The sequence below is a fragment of the Streptomyces sp. NPDC001348 genome, from assembly GCF_053597535.1.
Map to the genome: position 1 here is coordinate 1 of NZ_JBSFIK010000014.1, position 18,140 is coordinate 18,140.

An 18,140-nucleotide genomic window follows, 5' to 3' on the forward strand; every position below is an offset into this window, starting at 1 on the left:
CCGAGTTCGCTCGGCGAGTGGGGTCCCTTCGCACTGGTGAGGGCCGAGACCAATGGGGCCCGTTCTGATCGAGATGTTGGCGCGTCAGGAATCGGCCTGACCGCCAGCGGCAAGCCACAGTCGGTGGTCTCTGACCTGATCGGTGAAACTCTGTACGTCCCTGTTGCTACCGACGCCTGCAAGGTTCTGCCGGAACTCGGCAAGGTAGCTGATGCAACGAGCCGACTTCAGCTGCTCACCCAGGTCGAGCGCATCAAGGGCGACCCGGCAGGCCTCCTCGACGTCGCCGGCGCGTAGGTGGGCGTCGGCCAGAACCATGGTCGCGAAGAAGTCGCTTCGCACATGGCTGCCGCTCATGGCGTTCTCGGCGTGGGCGACGGCCCTTCGGGCGCTGTTGACGTCGCGAAAGCAGTGGGCGGCCTCGGCAGCAAGTTCAGCCTCGTCGAAGTAGCTGATCCATTCGGGCTCGTCGTCGCTGTTCCGGCTCTCCAGCGCTTTCGTGGCTGCGGTGAGGGCAGCTTCGCAGGCCCGTACATCGCCGGTTCGGGCAAGCGCGCGGGCCTCCATAGCGTGGAACTGGGCACGCAGTGTCGGCGTGGCCACGGGGGAGATGCCCATGAGCGCCGCGCGGGCGAGGGTTGCGGCCTGCGTGTAGCGACCGAGGAACGTCGCCTGGTGGCTCATGGCGGACAGGATGCTTCCGGCGAGCCGACGGTCGTTGGCGTCCTGGGCCAACCGGAGGGCCTGGAGGAAGTACCGCTGTGCCAGGCCATGGCGGCAGGCGTCGTACGACATCCATCCGGCCAGGAGGGTCGCCTCTGCCACGGTGGAGAACAGGGCTCGGCCAACCTGCTCGGTGTACTGCCCGCGCAGGAGCGGCGTCACTTCGGTGCTGAGGTACTGAACGGCTGCGTGCCGAGCGTGGTCGCCTCCGAACCGGTCGTCTAACTCGGCGAACATGTCCGCTGTGGTCTTGACGGCGGCGACGTCTCCGAAACTGACGCGCATTCCGTCTCGACGTTGGCGAGGAATGGCCGGCTCGGGTGCGACCAGCCAACGGAGCGAGGCTTCGTTCCACGCGGGCTCTGAGGGCTCGGCTTGTAGCAGGGGCTCATACCGGTTGAGATCAGCACGCCACAGCTGACCGACCGTATCGATCGCGCCCTCGGGACTCGCCGGATAGCTGGCGTCCAAGAGCCCGGTGTTCCGCTCGCCCTCGTGGTTCAGCCCCAGCTCGGCGGCGCTGAGATCGTACGCCTCGCACAGCAACGGACCGTAGAAGTCGTCCGGCGTGCTATGGCCGTTCTCCCAACTGGCGATACGGCGCTTCACGCTGGCGTCCGCCGGGAGTTGGTGACCGCGGCGGAGCGCAACCTGACGCAGCTCGCGTACCAACCTCGGCTGACTCCAACCTCGGCCCGTACGGGCTTGCCGTAAGCGAACGCTGATCGGCTCCAGCGAAGACGTGACCGTTCCCTCCCAGCACGGGTGCGACTTCTGGGGCGCACGACTCTTTAGCTTCACGACCGAATATACGCGCAGTTCTTTACCGCGCGCTGCAAGTAACCGTAGATCGACGGTCGTTGATCGGTGACGGGGGAGGACGCGTCCACGCCTGACCCGTCATCCCCCGTCACCTCTCGTCATCTGCCCTGGCCAGGGTCGTGCCCCGAGCCTGGACACAGGGCGGCATTGCGGCCGCAACCCCGTCTCGATCGAGGTGAGATGACGTGCAGAGGATGACCAGGAGCGGCATGGAATGGCTGTCGGCGGCAGCTGACAACCCCGTCGAGTGCCGACAGGTGTGGGCGGACGATCCCCGCATGCCGTGCCTGCTGCCGACCGGCCGCTTCTTCGACGTGCTGAGCGTGGAACAGCGCCTCGGGATGGAGATGTTCGATCGCCTCTTGCGGAGTGCGATGCCGTTCGGACCAACGGTCATCGACCGCAAGGCACAGCGAGTCGGCTTCTTCCTCTCCTCGCAGAGTCGCGAGACCTTCACGCAGTACCTCGAACGCGAAACGTCCTCACCACCGCCCTATCGATACCTGAGCAAGGACTGCGCTGTCGTCGTGCCGGGCCCCATCCCGCTGGCCGACGGCCGCTATCAGTGGCTCCGCGCGCCTACGCGTCGACCGGAAGCCAATCCGCTGCGCCCTGTCGCTCTGGCCACTGCGCTGGTCGCTTCCGCGGAACTGCTGGCGAGGATCGACCGCTTCGACGAGCAGTACCCGACGCCGTACGCGGCGGTCGCCGCGCTCCCCGAGGAGTCGAGCCCGGATGGCGAATGAGTCGACCGACGGGCGCGACGCTGCCGCGTGGTCGCCTCTCGACAGCGAAGGCTGGTACGCGGCCCGAAACGCGACCACTGCACTGCGTGACGTCCTCGTTCGTGCCGGCCTGGAGAAGGACTTCCCGTACCTCCGCGCGGACTTGAACGCCTTTGGACACGGCCTTGTCGAGCTGGGCCGAGTGTCCCCCGCTACGGCCGAGCGCGTTGCAGAACTCCTGCGCCTGGCACTCGCGAGCGGCTTCGGCCGAGACCGTAACGGCGAGGGTGACGAACCGACCGTCGCTGAAGAACACAAGGGAAGGGCCTGACATCATGACCGACCGGCGCGGAGTGGTGGCCAAACGAGCGGAGAACCTGTCGCTGGGAGTGCCCTACGTGCGCGGCTGGAACCGCGCACGACAAAGCGCCGGCGCTCTGGCTGATCAGCTTGTGCTGCTCGGGCTGGACTCGGACTTCCCCGGCTTGGTCGCCGACGTCAATGTCTTCGGTGACGGATTGGTGCAGCTCGGGGCTGTTCGTCCTGAGGCGGCTCAGCTGCTGGCGAGTCTGATTGCGGCCGGTCTGAAGGCGGAGTCAGAAGACACGACGGCAAGCATGCCTCTGCTCCCTCCTCGGGAAGCGCCCGCCGCTTGAACCGTTCCTCGGCAGTTGGTTGTCCTGCCGCTCGGCCGGGACCGGCGCCCCAGCGCCGCAGCCCGGACGAACGGCAGGACAAACTCCATCAGCGTGGGACCTGCGCACATTTGCGGCCGGTTCCGTCGCTGGCCTGGACGAATGGTTCGCTCGGCGCATCGATGAGTGCTGACCCTCTCACCGTGGTTCTCGCTGTACTCCGCTTGGTCCGGTGCTGTTGTGGTGCGGTTCGGTGAGCGTTCGGAATCAGCCCTCGGGCCTGTGCAAGCACCTCATAGGTGGTGCTTCGCTGAGCCGACGCCTTGGCTGTCGTTGCCTGGCAGAAAGACGTACGGTTCCAGTCTGCTGCCGACGCGGAAGGTGTACTTGGGCTTCAGATGCTCGTCAAACCATGCCGCGTACTTTCGGGCCGAACCTCCGGTCGGCGCGGAGCCAATCCTGATCTCTGGCGGTTCCTAGGACGCCTCGCCGTGGGGATGCTGATCGCTCTCCCCAAGTCACGCAGGCGCCGCCAGCGAAATACAGGAGTGGCGACCGTGGCGAACGGCGGCGGCTCTCCGGTGTGGAACCGCATCCAGCGCAGACGTTGAATGCAACGGTGCTGCGGACGCGCACCTCTTATGCCAAGTCCTCCGGCATGCCGCAGCCCGAAGTCGCCCATAGTCTGGTGTTGCTCGGGGCTCGTCGCGGACGTCCCCCACGCCCCAAACGATCTGGTCTAGTGCGATTGGTTTCGGCTTGGTCACTTCTCTGGACTTGGCCCGCTTGTCCGTGCGCGGGCGGCGGACCCGGACCTCGGTGCCCTCGATCCACAGGGTCACGCCTGCCGCGCTGGCGTAGGCGAAGGCGTCGGCCGGGGGGCTCGATGAGTGGGCAGCCGCACCCCTGGCCCGGTCGGGGTGAGGTGATCTCTTGCAGCGGGTAAACAACGTTCATAACGGTTAGGTAAGTTGGGCAATCCGTGTTTTTCCCCCCGCGTGGCCGTGGAATGATCGCGACACGCGGCAACCAGGGGAGGCGGTGGGTGCATGTCCAGCCCAGGGGATCCCTTCGAGGCGTCGGCGTCGGCGCTCGGTTACCTCTACCAACTTCGCAGGGCTCTCCAGCGGTGCGTGGAGCTCTCCAGGGGCGGGATCGAGTGGAGTGTGGCGATCGAGGCAACGGACGACGTCCAAGCCCTCATCGGGTCACACACCGAACTGACTCAGTTGAAGAAGCGGGCAGCCAGCGTGAAGCTGACGGACCTGTCGTCGGACCTATGGAAGACGATCAGGATCTGGTCGCAGGCCGTAACCGACAGCCGCATCGACCTCGCTGAGACGAGCCTGTACCTCATCACCACCGCAGAACTGCCTGAAGGCAGCGTGGGGTACCTCCTACAGCACAAGTCGAGTGGACACCGCGACGAGCAAACCGCCGAAGCTCTCCTCGTCCAAGCCCGCCAGTCCTCGCAGAGCAGAACCCTCGCAAAAGCCTTCGAAGCGTTCGACGCGCTTGGCGAGCGCCGCCGTGCTGAACTCGTCAGCCGCATTGAAGTCATCGGTAACGCATCGGGCATGGACGAGATCAGGGATGATCTACTTGGCTACGCGAGTCTTGCCGTCGAACGCCGATTCGCCACTTCCTTCTTACAGCGCTTGGAAGGCTGGTTCTTCGAACGCGCGACCGCTCAAATGAGCTCGCCTGGAGGAGACCCGGTGACGGGCGCCGAGTTCGACGAGCTGTTCACGGATCTGCGTAACCAGATCGGTGATCAGAACCTGCCCATCGATCCTGACATCGCCGCGCTCACAGCTGAGTCTCCTGCCGCTGCCGACGCCGCCGACAAGGTTTTCGTACAGCAACTGCGGCTGATCGACGTGGGCGCAGAACGGATCGGCTACGCGGTGCGAGACTGGATCCGGGCCTTTGTTCAGCGCTCCCGCTGGGCGAACGAGAACCTGCTTCGCGCCGGTGAGATCGGAGCGTACGAGCGCCGGCTTGTGGAGGAGTGGCAGTCGCGCTTCGCAGAGATGCGGGAAGAACTCGGGGACGAAGCCACCGAGGAAGAGATGAAGCGAGAGGCTAAGCTGATCTACCGGTGGGTCGATCGCGAAGCCCGCATTCGAATCCGCACTGGTTGCGAGGAAGTGTTCGTCGCCAAGGGGTCCTACCACATGCTCGCGGACGAACTGCGGGTCGGTTGGCACCCGGACTTCTCCGCGCGACTCGCGGCTCTACTGGAGCCGACGGGAGCCGCTGATGGCCGAGCGTGACCTCAGTCGGGAGGAACGTGGCCTGTTCAACCCGGCATTCACGGCACTCGTATGCGCCCGCGCAGTGCAGGGCTGTGAACAGCAGTACGCTGCCGCGTGCCCGCTACCTGTCGCGGTGACCGCGGCGGTCATGGCTCTTCAGCCGTCCATCCGGGCAGCGTTACCAGCCACCCTGCGCACCGGGCTGATGGGATGGCTCGACACGAACGAGGCCGTGCGCGTCGCCATGGGGCTCAACGCTGCCGCTCTTGCGGCAGTCGTCCGGCCCGGTCTGCTCTTTGCCCTTCAAAGCGATGTCCTGCGGTTTCAGGGCAGCGGCTTGACCGTGACACCGCGCGCTCTGGGCAGGGTGATCAAAGGCGGCACCGAGCAGAACACTGCCGTGCAGCAGGCCGCCCATCAACTCGGGCGCTGGTTGCCCAGCACCGGCAGTATCAGCACTGTCATGACACTTCTGGGAGTTCAAGCGTGACCTTTCAGATCAACGCGGTCACCGTCTACGGCAACCAGCCCGGGCAGGTCCGCACCGTCCCTTTCCGCCCCGGCACCCTCAACATCGTCACGGGGGACTCCCGCCGCGGGAAAAGTGCGTTGCTGACGATCATTGATTACTGCCTGGCCAGTGCCGACTACCCCGTAAAGGCCGGCATCGTCCGCAAGTACGTGAGCGCCTACGCCGTCACACTGACCAAGCCGGGTCAGCAGCTGTTCGTCGCCCGGCGTGCACCCGACGCAGGCAACGCCGTCAGCACGGTGCTGTGCGTCCTGTCGCAGGCCCCGGACAGTCCGCCTCCGCCACTGCAAGAGCTGTCCTTCTCGGCTCCGCTGGATGCCGCCAAGGACATCCTGAGCGGCTTCTGTGGCATCGACCGCACCATCAAAGTGCCGGCTGTCGCGCGCGCTCAGACCATCTCTCCGTCCATCCGCCACGCGCTGTTTTTCTCTTTCCAGGCCCAGAACGAGGTTGCCAACCCGGCCCTGCTCTTCCACTCCCAGGGTGAGGAGTGGCGGCCGAACACGATCCGCGGCGTGATCCCCTACTTCCTCGGCGCCGTAGACCCCGAACAGGCCGCACTGCGTAATCGGCTGCGCCTTTTGCGCCGTGATCTCTCCGACCTAGAAGCGAAACTTGCCCAGGCCCGTGACCTCGCCCCCGCCTCAGGTCAGGCTCGGGCTCTGCTTGCTGAGGCAGCCGAAGCAGGTCTCCTGCCGCCTCGCGACGACGAACCCGCAGCCGACGAAGCACTCGCCCTGCTGCGGTCTGCCCTCGATGACACCCCGCAGCCAGGCCCCGAAACCGACAGTGTTGACGACAGCGACCCGTTGGCCGCTGCAAGCGCCCGCCGGGCACAGCTGCGCCGCGCGCTCGGGCAGACCCGAGCCCGCATAGCCGACCTTAGGCGCGCGCTCGAAGAGAACAACGACTTCGCTGGGCAGGCCAACGAGCAGCGCGGACGCTTGGCATCCCTCGGGCTGCTGCGCCTCAACCCCGATACCTCGCAGACCGATCAGTGCCCGGTGTGCGAAAGCCTCATTCCCTCGGCCAACGCCACCGTGACTGCTATCACAAACGACCTGCAGCGCCTCGACGGCGACCTGCAAGTCATCGGCAGCGATACGCCAGCGCTGCAACGTTTGCTGGACCAGGAGCAGGAGCAAATGCAGCAGCTGCGCTCCGCGCTCGCCCGCAACCAGGACGAGATTGACGAGATCAGCGCCGGGCTGCGCGCGCTCCAACTGGAGCCGGACAATGCGCAGCGCGCCGCGCACGTGCGCGGACGCATCAGCCTCTACCTCGACACCACGGCCCAGCACGCGGCTACCCCCCAGGTCGAAGACCGCCGCGACGAACTCCAACAGCAGATCGCGAACCTGGAGGAACTCCTCAGCGACGACACCCAGGGCGACCGGCTCACCAGCTACCTGTCTCTGATCAGCCAGAACATCCGCGCCAAGGCCGCCGAACTCGGGCTCGACCACTCAGAAGCGCCTATCCGGCTCGACGTCAACCGGCTGACCGTTGTTGCCGATACCGCTGACGGTCCCGTCCGGCTCGCCGACATGGGCAGCGCCGAAAATCACCTCGGATACCACGTAGCCACGCTGCTGAGCCTGCACGAGTGGTTCAGCGAGCACAACAGCCCCGTGCCAAGAACCCTGATTCTCGATCAGCCGTCTCAGGTCTACTTTCCGCCCGACTACACCGGCGAACCCACCCCCCAAGGTACCGACCTCAACCACCTGCTGAATGTCTATCAGACCGTCGTCAACACCATCCAGGCACTCGACGGCGCCCTCCAGGTCATCGTCGTCGAGCACGCCGACCTAGCCGATCCACTCTTCCGCGACCATGTCATCGAGCGCTGGCGCTACAGCAACAACGAAGCCCTCGTGCCAGCGGAATGGATCACCGAACCGCCTGACGACGAGGACGAGTAGCCTCACACGGCCCGTCACTGAAAGCACAGCTCACCTCAACGACTTAGCAGCCGATGATGCCGCCTTCCCGCCTCCTGTGAGGCCTGCTCCTCGGACCTTCATGAACACTGCTCATAAGGCCTCTCTAGCCGGTCACCTGGCGACGTGTAAGCCGTGCGGCAAGAAACACCCCATCTTGCCTGACGTCCACCCTTGGGTGGTAAGCCGTATGACGGGAACCTCCTGACCTGCGGCTTCATGTTCGACTGGTGGGACTTGCCTGTCACTGTCGGTTGTCGTCGAGTGGCCTCGGGGAGCCTCGGACGGCCCACAGACGGCCCCGGGCTCGCTTCGCGCTCACACTCTCCGAAACAGATACACGCCGATGATCTCGCCCTGGATCTTCACGTGCTGCCCCGATGAGAACACCTTGTCTCGCGACTCCTCGGCGAGCTGGACGTACAGGTACTGAGCAGTGTGTAGTTCCCAACCCTCGTCCTCGATCTTGGGCTCACGTCTGACCAGTCCGAAGCTTGTGAGGAATTCGGGAACATTTGCCGCGCCGTGTGGAACACCGCCCTCGAACAGCGCCGTGAGTACCGGCGGCGCGGAGCGTGGATGAAGTACGTGCCGCAGGCCGCCGAGCTGGCGGAGGCCAAACGTGAGCACGAGTGGCTGCGTACTGCCCCGTCGGACATCCTCCAGCAAACGCTGAGGGACCTGGACACGGCATGCCGCACGCACGGTACGTTCAAGGTCCGCTGGCGTTCCAAATCCCGCTGGTCCACATCGTTCCGCTTCCCCGCTGGGAAACGGATCGTGGTGGAGCGACTGAACCGCAAGTGGGGCCGCGTGAAGCTGCCCAAGCTGGGCTGGGTCACCTTCCGCTGGACACGGCGCCCGGACGGGGAGATCCGCTCAGCAACCGTGTCCCGCAGGGCAGGGCACTGGTATATCTCTTTCCTCGTAGAGGATGGCGTCCTCACTCCCGGACACCACGCCGGGACCCCGGTCGGAGTGGACCGTGGCGTCGTCGTCGCCGCGACCACGAGCACGGGCACCTTCCACGACCGCAAGTTCGCCACGGCGGGGGAAAGGATCCGGTGCCGGCGTCTTCAGCAGCGTCTCGCCCGCAGCCGGAAGGACTCGTCGAGGCGCCGTAAGACCATTGCGGCAACGAACCGGATCATGGGGCGCGTCACCGATCGGCGCGCAGATTTCACGGCGTGGATCGCCAGCCGGCTCACGGCCCGGCATAGCGTTATCGTGCTGGAAGACCTGCGCGTGAGAACCATGACAGCCTCCGCCAAGGGCACCAGAGAACAGCCCGGCCGCCGCATTCGGCAGAAGGCGGGGCTGAACCGGGCGATCCTCGACAAGGGATGGCACCGCCTGGAGCTGGCCATCCGCAACGCCTCCAGGACGACCGGCACCGAAGTAGTGCTGGTCAACCCCGCGTACACGTCGCAGACGTGCCACCGGTGCAAGCACGTGGACGCGAAGAAACGTGAGAGACAAGCGGTCTTCGCGTGCACGGCATGCGGCCACCGGGATCACGCAGACGTGAACGCCGCGAAGAACATCCTCAGCGCCGCAGGGCATGCGGTGCCAGCCTGTGGAGACCTCGCCGCTGGGCGGTCTGTGAAGCAGGAACCAGCGGATCCGCGAGGGGTACCGCACCAACTGGCCTTTGAGCTGGTTTGGAATCCCCCGGCTTTAGCCGTGGGAGGAAGCCAAGTGGATGGCTCAGCCGCCCATCCAAGTTGCGTCATCGGGCGACGGTGAGTGGAACATCGCCGTCGAAGGCGCGGACAAGGACGACGTGACCGCGTTCTCCGGGAAGGACACGCGCGACCTGCTCGCCCGGCTGCAGGCTGCCTACAGCGCCGGGTAGACTGGTCGGTCGCCTCAGAGACGTCCTCCATGAGTCTCGCAGGACCGACCTTTGATCACCTTGGGACAGCGCGTGAGCAGCCGACTGGCCGGAAACCCTGAGGATTGCCGGGTGGCGGCAGGCTCGGCCGGACGTGCTGGCACGCGATCGGTTCCCCCTGATCGGCGGTGGGTCCTGTCAGGAGGGGCCATACTGGAGCCGTGACTGTGCACCATGCCGCTGCTTCGCGCTGGGCTCATGTGGCCGAGCGTCTGCCCGCTCGCCTGGACGAGCTGTCCGGTCCCGCGACGGGGACGGTCGAGCTGCCGTTGCATCTGGCGTGGTCGGGGCTGAGGTGCTTCGACGTGAGCGACGAGAAGCTGCTGCTGGGCTTGTACCGCATCGTGCTCACGAACGGTCTGCGCGAGGACCTCACCAGCTATCTCAACGCGGAACTGCTTGTGAGGCACTGGCCGCGGCTGCGGATTGCCTTGGGTAAGCCGGTGCGCACGTGCTGGGAGCAGCGGTTTCCCGAGCTGGTGGCGGCCGCCGCTGCGGCATGAGACTTCCAGACCTGCACCGGCGCCTGCTCAGTGATGCCCTGGACAGTGGTCATGCCTACCGGCTGGTGCTGGCCGGCGGCTATGCCGTCCAGGCTCATGAGCTGGTCAGCCGCACCCAGCCAGCCAGGACCTGGACCTGGCCACCGACGCTCCTGCGCGCATGAACGAGATCACCGGCGCCGTTGCTGCCGGCCTTGAGGACAAGGGCTGGGTGATCCGCATCGTCGAGGTCGCCCCGCGCATGGCCCGTCTGCTCGCCACGGACGCGGCAACCAGTGCGTTCGACCAGACCGAGGACCAGGACGGCGGTCGCGACGTTGCGGGTGATGGCCTCGCGACCAAGGACGCGCACCGTCACCTTCCAAAGGGACTGCGTCTGGCGCATGCCAGCAAGCGTTTTGGTGACCTGTGCCGTCATGGCCGGCGGTGAGACGCCGATGACGATGCGGGTGGCGGGTGCCGCGGTCAGGCGCGAAATGTCCGCGCGGGCAGCGTCCAATCGCAACAGCAGCGGCCCGGCGTGCTCCAGCAGCCGCACGCCGACGCCCGTGGGAGAGACCGGACGCCGCTGCAGCAGGACTGCTCCGAGGTCGCTTTCAAGCGCGGCGATGTGTTGGGACACCGCCTACTGGGTGTAGCCCAGCTCGCGGGCCGCCTCGGAGAAAGAACCCCAGCGTGCCACGGCCACGAGCGTGCGCAGAAGGTGCGGATCCATATCCATCAGTATCGCTAATGAAGAGGCCAAGGATAACCGTTGGTGCTGAACTCGGTTGCTGCTGCAGTATGTTCGTATGTCCGGGCCTACGAATATTTCGAGAGGGCGTGTCGCGCTGGTGGGTAACCGTTCGCCCAGCGTGCGGGCCCACACCTGTATCCCAGGGCTTCTCGACAAGGCCGGGACCTGAGTACGAGGAGAGATACGGTATGTCGGTGCCGACGCCCGGGTTGCAGTGGCCGCTCGTCGGTCGCGAGGCCGAGAGTGAAGCATTCGCACACGCTTTCGCGGGCGGTTTAGGTCAAGGATGGGTCGTTTGCGGTCCGACCGGCATGGGAAAGACGCGGCTGGCTGATGAGTGCCTGGCCTATGTGGCAGGTCAGGGTGGGCGCACAGCGCGGGCTGTAGCAAGCACTGCGGCCTCCGGCGTGCCGCTTGGGGCGATTGCGCCCCTGCTGCCCCCAGGAGCGGATCTCGCCGACCCCTCAACGTTGTTTCGATACGTTGCCCAGGGACTGCGAGGGGAAAACGGTACCCGTACCGCGATCTTCGTGGACGACATCCACCTTCTGGACAGCGCCTCGGTGAGGCTGATCGGACAGTTGCTCGACGCCGAAGCGATTTTCTTGATCTGCTCAATCAACACCAGTGTTTCGTCGCCCTTCCCCGCCTCTGCGCTGCTCGACCGTGGAGATCGCATCACCCGGGTCGATCTTGGGAGCCTGGGGTTTCGTGACGTTTCAGTGCTGCTCGAGCGGGTGCTGGGAGGACCTGTCGCCCTCCGCGCCGTGCAGGCACTCTTCGCGGCCAGCGCAGGGAACCCCCTGTACCTGCGCGAGCTCGTCCTGGGAGCGCTGGCGAGCGCTGACCTGGGCAACGACGGAGAAATCTGGGACCTGTCGGAGACACCCCTGCGCGGGACCCCAGGCCTCGCCGACCTGATCAGCAGGCGTATGGCCGGGTTCGGTCCCGCAGCGCGGCCAGTACTGGAATCCCTCGCCCTGTGCGGTCCACTCTCCCTGGAGGAGGCGGCGGAACTGGCAGACGAGAGAGTTCTGTCAGCCCTGGAGGAGGCCGGGCTGGTGCGCATGTCCACCAGCGGACGCCGCACCACAGTCACCTTGGACCATCCGGTCTTCGGCGACATCCTGCGCTCGAAGATCACCACGGTCCGAGGTCGCAGGCTCCTCCTGCAGCGCATCCAACGGGTCGAGACCCGAGGGTCCCGCCGGCACGAGGACCTCCTGAATCTCGTGTCCTGGCGCCTGAGCGCCACAGGAACGGCCCCGCCTGACCAGCTCGTCACCGCAGCTTCCCTCGCCCTGTCCCTAACCGACAGCGCCCAGGCCCTGCGGCTGCTGGAGAACCTGCAGCCGCAGCAGCGCACGTCGCCTGCTCTGCTCCTACAGGGCACGGCCCTGGCATACCTGGGACGGCTGGAGGAAGCCGACGAAGTCCTGGAAGCAGCCGAAGACGTCGCGCGCAGCGACGCCGAGAAGGCCGACGCGGCCACGGCACGAGCGCAGGTCCTCTTCTGGTGCAGCCATCGCGTCGACGAGGCCATATCGGTGATCGGGGAAGCCCGCGGCAAGATCAAAGAGCCGATGCAGCAGCGGCTTCTGGACATCTCCGAGGCTAGTGTCCTAGCTGCGACCGGAGAGGCCGTTGCTGGCCTGAAACTCCTTGAGTCGCAAGCGTCTCCACAATCGATTCCGGGTGACGCCCGGCAGATGGAGGACGCTGCCAAAGCCGTCGGCCTCCTCTACGTCGGACGCGTGCGGGAAGCAGTCCAACTCGCCGAGCGGGCGCACCATCTAGGTCAGGAAGGCATGAGGTCTATCGCGGTCCCGCACCCATCCACACACCTGCTGGCGGTGGTCTTTGGCCTGGCGGAGGACGGACAATTGGACCGGGCGCGCGCGATCGGGGAACAGGCCGTGCGGGAGCTGCCCGCTGACACCGCCCCGGTGATACGACAGTGGCTGGTGGCCTACCTGGGCAGGCTGGAATGGATGGCTGGCCGTGTGGCTCAGGCCCGGCGCTGGTATGCGGAAGCTGCGGCACTAGCCCGTCGGCAGGGCACCCTCCAGCACCTGGACGACCACCTCTCGGCGCTGGCCGCCTGTGCCGCGCTGCTTCAGGACACGACGGGGGCCGAGAAGGCGCTCGCCGCGCGGGCACGGCCTATGTCATTGCCCAAGCAGGGCCGCACCGATCCGCGCGACGTTGTGACCCAGGCCGTCGGGGTCGCCTGGGACCTGGCGACCAGCGGCAGGGTGAGCCGCGCGAGAACCACGTTGACGTTCGCGGCTTCCCTGGCGCGCCACCGTGAGTACGTCATAGTGGAGGCGTTCTTGCTAAACGAGGCCGCGCGCCTGGGCGCGGCCTCAACCGTGGCGCCCCGACTGCAGGAACTCGCGGGCGTGTGCGACGGCGAGCTCACCGCCGCGCGTGCGGACTTCGCCAAGGCATTGGCCGCGCGAAGCCCGGAAGCGTTGCTCACCGCTGCGGACCGTCTCGAAAGCATGGGGGCGCACCTGCTGGCGGCTGAGGCGTGCGCTGCTGCTTCCTCGGCCTGGAGGCGTGGCGGTCAGGCCCGCCGCGCCACAGCTGCCAGTCGGCGCAGCCAGGAACTCGCAAACCTCTGCGGGGGCGTTAGCACACCGATGCTCCTCGCCACTGGGGTCAGGTCCGCGGACCTGACCGACAGAGAACGGGAAATCGCGGTGCTCGCGAGCAGAGGGGCCAGCAGCCGCGCGATCGCCGAAGAACTCTCGCTTTCAGTGCGCACCGTCGACAATCACCTGCAGCGTGTGTACGTCAAACTGGGCGTCTCAAATCGGTCAGGTCTCTGCAATGCCCTGTGAAACTTCCACAACCGCCCGCCCGTGATGAACGACCGCGCGTTAATCGTCCCTCAGGTGGCCAGACGTTCCAAAACTCGCCTTGCCCTGCTGTTCGGCTCACTGCTGTAGGCACTCACGTCTGTGATCGAGAGGACGGAACGCGTGGTCGTGAACAGGTCGAACAAGAGATCGTCCGTAGTCGCCCAGAAATACACTTTCCAGGCGTCTCCAGCGGCGGTCGGCGACTCAATGCGGAGGCGCTGCTCCTCACCCGCGCCAACGAATCGCAATGACTTCGAGGTGCCCCACATGGTCACAGGCCGCACATCGAGCACCTGAGCCAGGGTCTCGATGTCGGCCTCCGTGACCTGCTGCACAGTGGCTGTCAGCGCACTGCCAGCCTCATCGCCGAAAAGCGCAGCGTCCCACACCCACGTATAGACCCACTGAGAGAAGCTGTCCGCATGGGGAACCCAGGAGTCGGGCTGCACACCGTCCCAGGAGAGCAGTACGGGCGGATCGTCGGAGCCGTCGAGACAGACGGCCAGGCAATAAACCCCGCTGTAATCCTCCAGGAACGGCAGCCAACCGTACGTCACGGGATCAAACTCCCGTTCCTCCTGCTCCTCCACACCGTCCGGCCAGTCCCCGTTATCAGGCGGCCAGTAGTACGATTGTCGTCCACCCAGACGTTCGACTGGATACGCATAGTCGCCTGACTTTGCCGACTCCAGAATCGTGGTGGCGGCGGACAGGGAATACCACTCCCGCACCGCCGCCGGCAGCGCACGCCCGTGTTCGGACTCGAATTTCTCCAGTTGAACAGCGGCCGCTTCCGAAGGTTCGGAAGCCACATCCGCAAGCGCCAGGGCAGTCATCAAATAGTTCACGATTTGTAGTCCATTCGTTGCTGGTGCGATGTGTCGTTCTAGGCACCATGTCGCATCGATTCGCGCTCTACGCCAGCAGCTTGTCGCTGCTTAGTTGCGGGCTGTCTGTTTGGTTGGATGGTGTCTGGCAGACTCCTTCTCCTTTATCAGACAGGACTGGCGCGATGGGTTGCGACGTTGATCGATAGTTGGCGGATTCTTTCTGTAGTTGGCGAGCCGTGGTCCGGTGACTATGAGTTGCGGTCGTGTACGGAGAAACGTGCAGGCGTCGTACGCCACGGTATTGTGCTGATGTCGTGAAGACACGCAGAGGTGCCCGCATCTGGTCGGACGTATGCGGGTTGGACGGGATGGCCTCCGCGTGCAACGTTGAGGATGCCGCAAGCGGTTGGCTGTTGCTGTACGACTCGTGGCCGCGACGGTAGTCCGCTACATGGTGTTTCGACGGTGCCTGCTGTCGGTGCTCGCAGCCAAGGACAACGAGCTGGAACGTCTCCGACACGAGCTCAATACTTCGCCGGTACGCACGCCGCCCAGGCTCGCAACAACGGTCAACTCCAGTCGTAAATCGTGATCTTCATGGCGAAGCACTGGGCTAAGGTCCTGACCATGAAACCGTACTCCCACGTAGAGCTGTCCCCGCCCGCTGCCTAGCGAGCGGCCCCACCGGATCTCCACTCCCTCCGAGCGTTCCTTGAAGGAGTCGCCGGAGCGGTGCCTCCTGCCCGCGTGCCAAGTCCACGCGCCGTCAGCGACCACTGACCGGAGTCATCCATGCGGGCTGCACCCGTACGTCCCCTGCTCTATTCCGGCTTGGCCTTGCTGTGGGAGCGGCATGTGCGGCCGCAGCGGTGGCCTTTGCAGTGCTGCCGCAGGGGTCGACGCCCTGGCCGACGAGTGGGAGTACCGCCCCTGCCGCCACGGCAAGTCGGTCGTCGCCTGCTTCCATGCCCCCGTCGGCCGCGTACGGGGCTGACGCGCGGAAGGGCGGGGAGGAACCGTGCGGACGGAGCCGCGGGGCACGGATCTGCGTGAAGGTGCCCTTCACCGGGCCGCAGCGTGCTCCATGGCCTGGTCGCGATGCGTGATGACGGCCGGTACGTCATCACTTTCGGTACGCCGGATCAGCTCCAGAACCGGCCGAACCAGACCGCCCGGTCGCGCGATCAGCCGTGCCAGCACTGCCGCCCGGTGGCACAGCCACCGCAAATCGGCGTGGGCGGTGTCCGCGGGGCTGCTGTTGAAGGCGAGGGCTGCTTCGGGCGCTGGCCCGTTGAACTCACGAGCAACGGATTCCATCCCTTGGGCCAATGCCCTGACTGGGCCGATCGCGCCAGCTCGGAAGAGGGGCGTCGAACCCGGCCGCAGCAGTTCGCCCTTCCAAAGCCTCCGCCCCCGGCGTCGCTGACGCCGGGGCAGAACCTCCATAGCCGTTGTTGCGCAGCCGTGTCGCAAGAGGCTGCAAGGTGGGTACTTCCGGCTCAGCCTCCGAACACCTCCGGCGGCACTCCCAGTTCCTTGGGTCCGACAAGCCCGAACGAGGGGCCTCGGGTGAGCCAGAGCAGTAGGGGCAGGGCGCGGTCGGGGTGTCGGCGGCTCATTTCGCGGGCGATGTCGGCGACGGGTACCCGTGGCTTGGCCACCTCCTGGTAGTCCTCCAGCCAGGCGCGGGTGTCGTCGATCACCTCTTCCCCGCCCACCGGGCCATGGCCCGGGACCACGATCCGGTGTTCTCCCAGCGCCTGGACCTGATCCAGGGCGATGAGCCATGACGCGGGGTTGTTGGTGTCCGCCATGTAGCAGTGCGAGTGGTGGTTGAGCAGGTCCCCGGCGATCAGGGCTTGCGCGTCGGGTACGTGGAAGGCGGTCGCGTGCACCGTCTCGGCCACCGGGAGGTCCACGAAGACCACTGCGTGGCCCTCCAGGTAATAGCTGTCCCCGGTCAGCGGCTCGGGCACCGGCATCTCGTCCGGGATCTGGTCGCCGTAGGCATCCTGCCAGTGCAGGCGCTTGGCCGGCCACTCCAGGATCCCGTCGATGACGCCCTGCCGGGCCAGGATCGGGACGTCCGGGAAGGCGGAGGCGATCTCCCCCATGCCGCCGTAGTGGTCCGGGTGCGCGTGCGTGATGAAGGCCGCCTTGAGCTGCTTACCGCTGTCACGGACGCGGTCGGCGAGTTCGCGTGCCTCGTCGATGACGAACTGCACGTCGATCAGGATCGCGTCGTGCTCGCCGCTGATGAGGACGCAGTTCGGCGACAGAGCCGCTTCGGAGCCCGCGAACACATCGAAGCGAAGCCCGTTTCGCTGCTCCGAGAAGATATTGGTGATCATGGGTCGTTCCTCTCTGACCGGCCCTTTTCGTTCCACTCAGTGCGTGGCATCCTCTGAGCCGTGCGGTAACGCTAAGGAAATCTGGGAATCCGTGACATGACTGGGAGCGCGCCGTTTCCGGCACCACAGCGCAGCTACGACGCCGAATGGCGTTTCACCACGCTCGGCCTGGAACATGACCCGTGGGACTACTGGAGCGAGGTGACCCGCATGGCGTTCGTCGCCATGCGCGCGGCCGCACTGCCCGACACGGTCCCCGTCTCAGGCAAGCACGGATTCGCCGCATCCGCTGTCGCCCGGGCGACGGGCGGGCTGCTGGTCAGCACCATGCGGGCGGATCCGCATGAGGCCGCTCGTACGCCTGACCTGGTCAGGAGGGCGGCAGGAGAGGACTTCTTCCTGACGCTGCTCACCGAGGGGTCGGCCAGGCTCCGGCAAGGCGACCGCGCCGCTGAGGTGGGTCCCGGCGACTTCGCTCTCGTGGACAGCGCCCGCCCCTACGTGTTCTGCTTCGACCGCCCGTTCCGCTCGGTGGTCCTGCAGATACCCCGCGCGATGCTCACCTCCCGCTGCGCTGTCGCCGAGCACGTCACCGCCGTACCGTTCCGGACCGCGCGCGGCACGGGCGCCTTCGTCAGTCCCGTCCTGTGCGCTCTGGCCGAACAAGGTCATGACCTTAGCGAGGCGACCGCGGCATCCTTCATGAGGAACCTTCTCGATCTCCTGGCCACCGCGTGTGACGCTCTTGGCTCGGACGTCTCGGGGAAAGCGAGTGCGGCCGTTCATCGACGTGATCTTCGGCGGGCCAAAGCCCACCTCGCCGACCGGCTCCACGACCCCGGCCTGACGCTGCTGGCCGCCAGCCACCACCTGGGCTTTTCACTGCGTTATCTGCACGAGCTGTTCCGCGAGGCCGACACCACACCGCGCGCATGGCTCTACGCCCAGAGGCTTGACCGCGCCCGCGCGATGCTGTCGGGGGCCGGATACGACGCTCAGAGCATCAGCAGCATCGCGCTGCGCGTCGGGTTCAAGGACGCTTCCCACTTCTCCCGGGCGTTCAAGTCCCGCTTCGGGACCAGCCCCGCTACCTACCGCAGGACGGCCGCAAGGGCGCCATCGGGGATCGCATCATCCTGATCGCTGCTGTGGCGTATGTCCATGACGGCCACAGAGAGTGCACGTGCGTCATGCGGGACGATCTGCCGCCCAGGCGGAATCGGGCAATTAGGCCCTTGTCGGGATGATTCGGCGCATGGCGCATAGGCGCAGGCCTGCGGCCGCGGGGCTGTGAAGAACGTGTCGCCGGTTGCAAAGGCGG

Annotated in this window: 14 protein-coding genes and 2 pseudogenes; 11 read left to right on the forward strand and 5 right to left on the reverse strand. The window is 66.0% G+C overall.

Annotation, left to right across the window (positions count from 1 at the left end):
- Window positions 1-84 precede the first annotated feature (84 nt).
- Complete coding sequence (locus tag ACWC21_RS16720; protein WP_450882391.1) at window positions 85-1,332, reverse strand: hypothetical protein; 1,248 nt, start codon at window positions 1,330-1,332, stop codon at window positions 85-87.
- A 398-nt stretch (window positions 1,333-1,730) separates the two neighbouring features.
- Here ACWC21_RS16720 and ACWC21_RS16725 point away from each other — a divergent pair, with 398 nt between their 5' ends.
- From ACWC21_RS16725 to ACWC21_RS16765, 9 genes and pseudogenes are all read left to right on the forward strand, one after another.
- Complete coding sequence (locus ACWC21_RS16725) at window positions 1,731-2,291, forward strand: bifunctional DNA primase/polymerase (protein ID WP_450882393.1); 561 nt, start codon at window positions 1,731-1,733, stop codon at window positions 2,289-2,291.
- The gene (locus ACWC21_RS16730; RefSeq protein ID WP_450882395.1) at window positions 2,281-2,601 is read left to right on the forward strand and encodes a hypothetical protein; all 321 of its coding nucleotides are present in this window, start codon (window positions 2,281-2,283) and stop codon (window positions 2,599-2,601) included. The genes ACWC21_RS16725 and ACWC21_RS16730 overlap by 11 nt, the downstream gene beginning before the upstream one ends.
- 4 nt (window positions 2,602-2,605) lie before the next feature.
- Window positions 2,606-2,926, forward strand: coding sequence for a hypothetical protein (locus tag ACWC21_RS16735; RefSeq protein WP_450882397.1), 321 nt, complete (start codon window positions 2,606-2,608; stop codon window positions 2,924-2,926).
- Between the two features lie 1,145 nt (window positions 2,927-4,071).
- Window positions 4,072-5,181, forward strand: coding sequence for an ABC-three component system protein (locus ACWC21_RS16740; RefSeq protein WP_450882399.1), 1,110 nt, complete (start codon window positions 4,072-4,074; stop codon window positions 5,179-5,181).
- Window positions 5,168-5,653, forward strand: a complete 486-nt coding sequence (locus tag ACWC21_RS16745) for a three component ABC system middle component (protein WP_450882401.1) — start codon at window positions 5,168-5,170, stop codon at window positions 5,651-5,653. Before ACWC21_RS16740 ends, ACWC21_RS16745 begins: the two co-directional genes overlap by 14 nt.
- Window positions 5,650-7,620 carry a DUF3732 domain-containing protein gene (locus tag ACWC21_RS16750; protein ID WP_450882403.1) on the forward strand — a complete coding sequence of 657 codons (1,971 nt, stop codon included), beginning with the start codon at window positions 5,650-5,652 and terminating at the stop codon, window positions 7,618-7,620. The genes ACWC21_RS16745 and ACWC21_RS16750 overlap by 4 nt, the downstream gene beginning before the upstream one ends.
- Window positions 7,621-8,115: 495 nt before the next feature.
- Window positions 8,116-9,384, forward strand: a pseudogene (locus ACWC21_RS16755) (RNA-guided endonuclease InsQ/TnpB family protein); the annotation flags it as partial.
- Window positions 9,341-9,493, forward strand: coding sequence for a hypothetical protein (locus ACWC21_RS16760; RefSeq protein ID WP_450882405.1), 153 nt, complete (start codon window positions 9,341-9,343; stop codon window positions 9,491-9,493). The pseudogene ACWC21_RS16755 and the gene ACWC21_RS16760, both read left to right, overlap by 44 nt.
- 200 nt (window positions 9,494-9,693) lie before the next feature.
- Window positions 9,694-10,035 (forward strand): hypothetical protein, encoded by a 342-nt coding sequence (locus ACWC21_RS16765; protein WP_450882407.1) that lies wholly within the window; start codon window positions 9,694-9,696, stop codon window positions 10,033-10,035.
- A gap of 450 nt (window positions 10,036-10,485) precedes the next feature.
- On the opposite strand, the pseudogene ACWC21_RS16770 reads toward ACWC21_RS16765, so the two are convergent.
- A pseudogene (locus ACWC21_RS16770) lies at window positions 10,486-10,750 on the reverse strand (LysR family transcriptional regulator); the annotation flags it as partial.
- A 209-nt stretch (window positions 10,751-10,959) separates the two neighbouring features.
- Between ACWC21_RS16770 and ACWC21_RS16775 the strand changes: the two are divergent.
- Complete coding sequence (locus ACWC21_RS16775; RefSeq protein ID WP_450882409.1) at window positions 10,960-13,617, forward strand: LuxR C-terminal-related transcriptional regulator; 2,658 nt, start codon at window positions 10,960-10,962, stop codon at window positions 13,615-13,617.
- A 50-nt stretch (window positions 13,618-13,667) separates the two neighbouring features.
- Here the strand turns inward: ACWC21_RS16775 and ACWC21_RS16780 are convergent, their stop codons facing one another.
- From ACWC21_RS16780 to ACWC21_RS16790, 3 genes are all read right to left on the reverse strand, one after another.
- The gene (locus ACWC21_RS16780; protein WP_450882411.1) at window positions 13,668-14,486 is read right to left on the reverse strand and encodes an SMI1/KNR4 family protein; all 819 of its coding nucleotides are present in this window, start codon (window positions 14,484-14,486) and stop codon (window positions 13,668-13,670) included.
- A gap of 1,044 nt (window positions 14,487-15,530) precedes the next feature.
- Window positions 15,531-15,785, reverse strand: coding sequence for a hypothetical protein (locus tag ACWC21_RS16785; RefSeq protein ID WP_450882413.1), 255 nt, complete (start codon window positions 15,783-15,785; stop codon window positions 15,531-15,533).
- 182 nt (window positions 15,786-15,967) lie between these two features.
- Entirely contained in the window at window positions 15,968-16,819 is an 852-nt protein-coding gene (locus ACWC21_RS16790; protein ID WP_450882415.1) for an MBL fold metallo-hydrolase, read from the reverse strand.
- A 96-nt stretch (window positions 16,820-16,915) separates the two neighbouring features.
- On the opposite strand from ACWC21_RS16790, the gene ACWC21_RS16795 reads away from it, so the two are divergent.
- Window positions 16,916-17,959, forward strand: a complete 1,044-nt coding sequence (locus tag ACWC21_RS16795; RefSeq protein ID WP_450882416.1) for a helix-turn-helix domain-containing protein — start codon at window positions 16,916-16,918, stop codon at window positions 17,957-17,959.
- The last annotated feature ends 181 nt before the right edge of the window (window positions 17,960-18,140 follow it).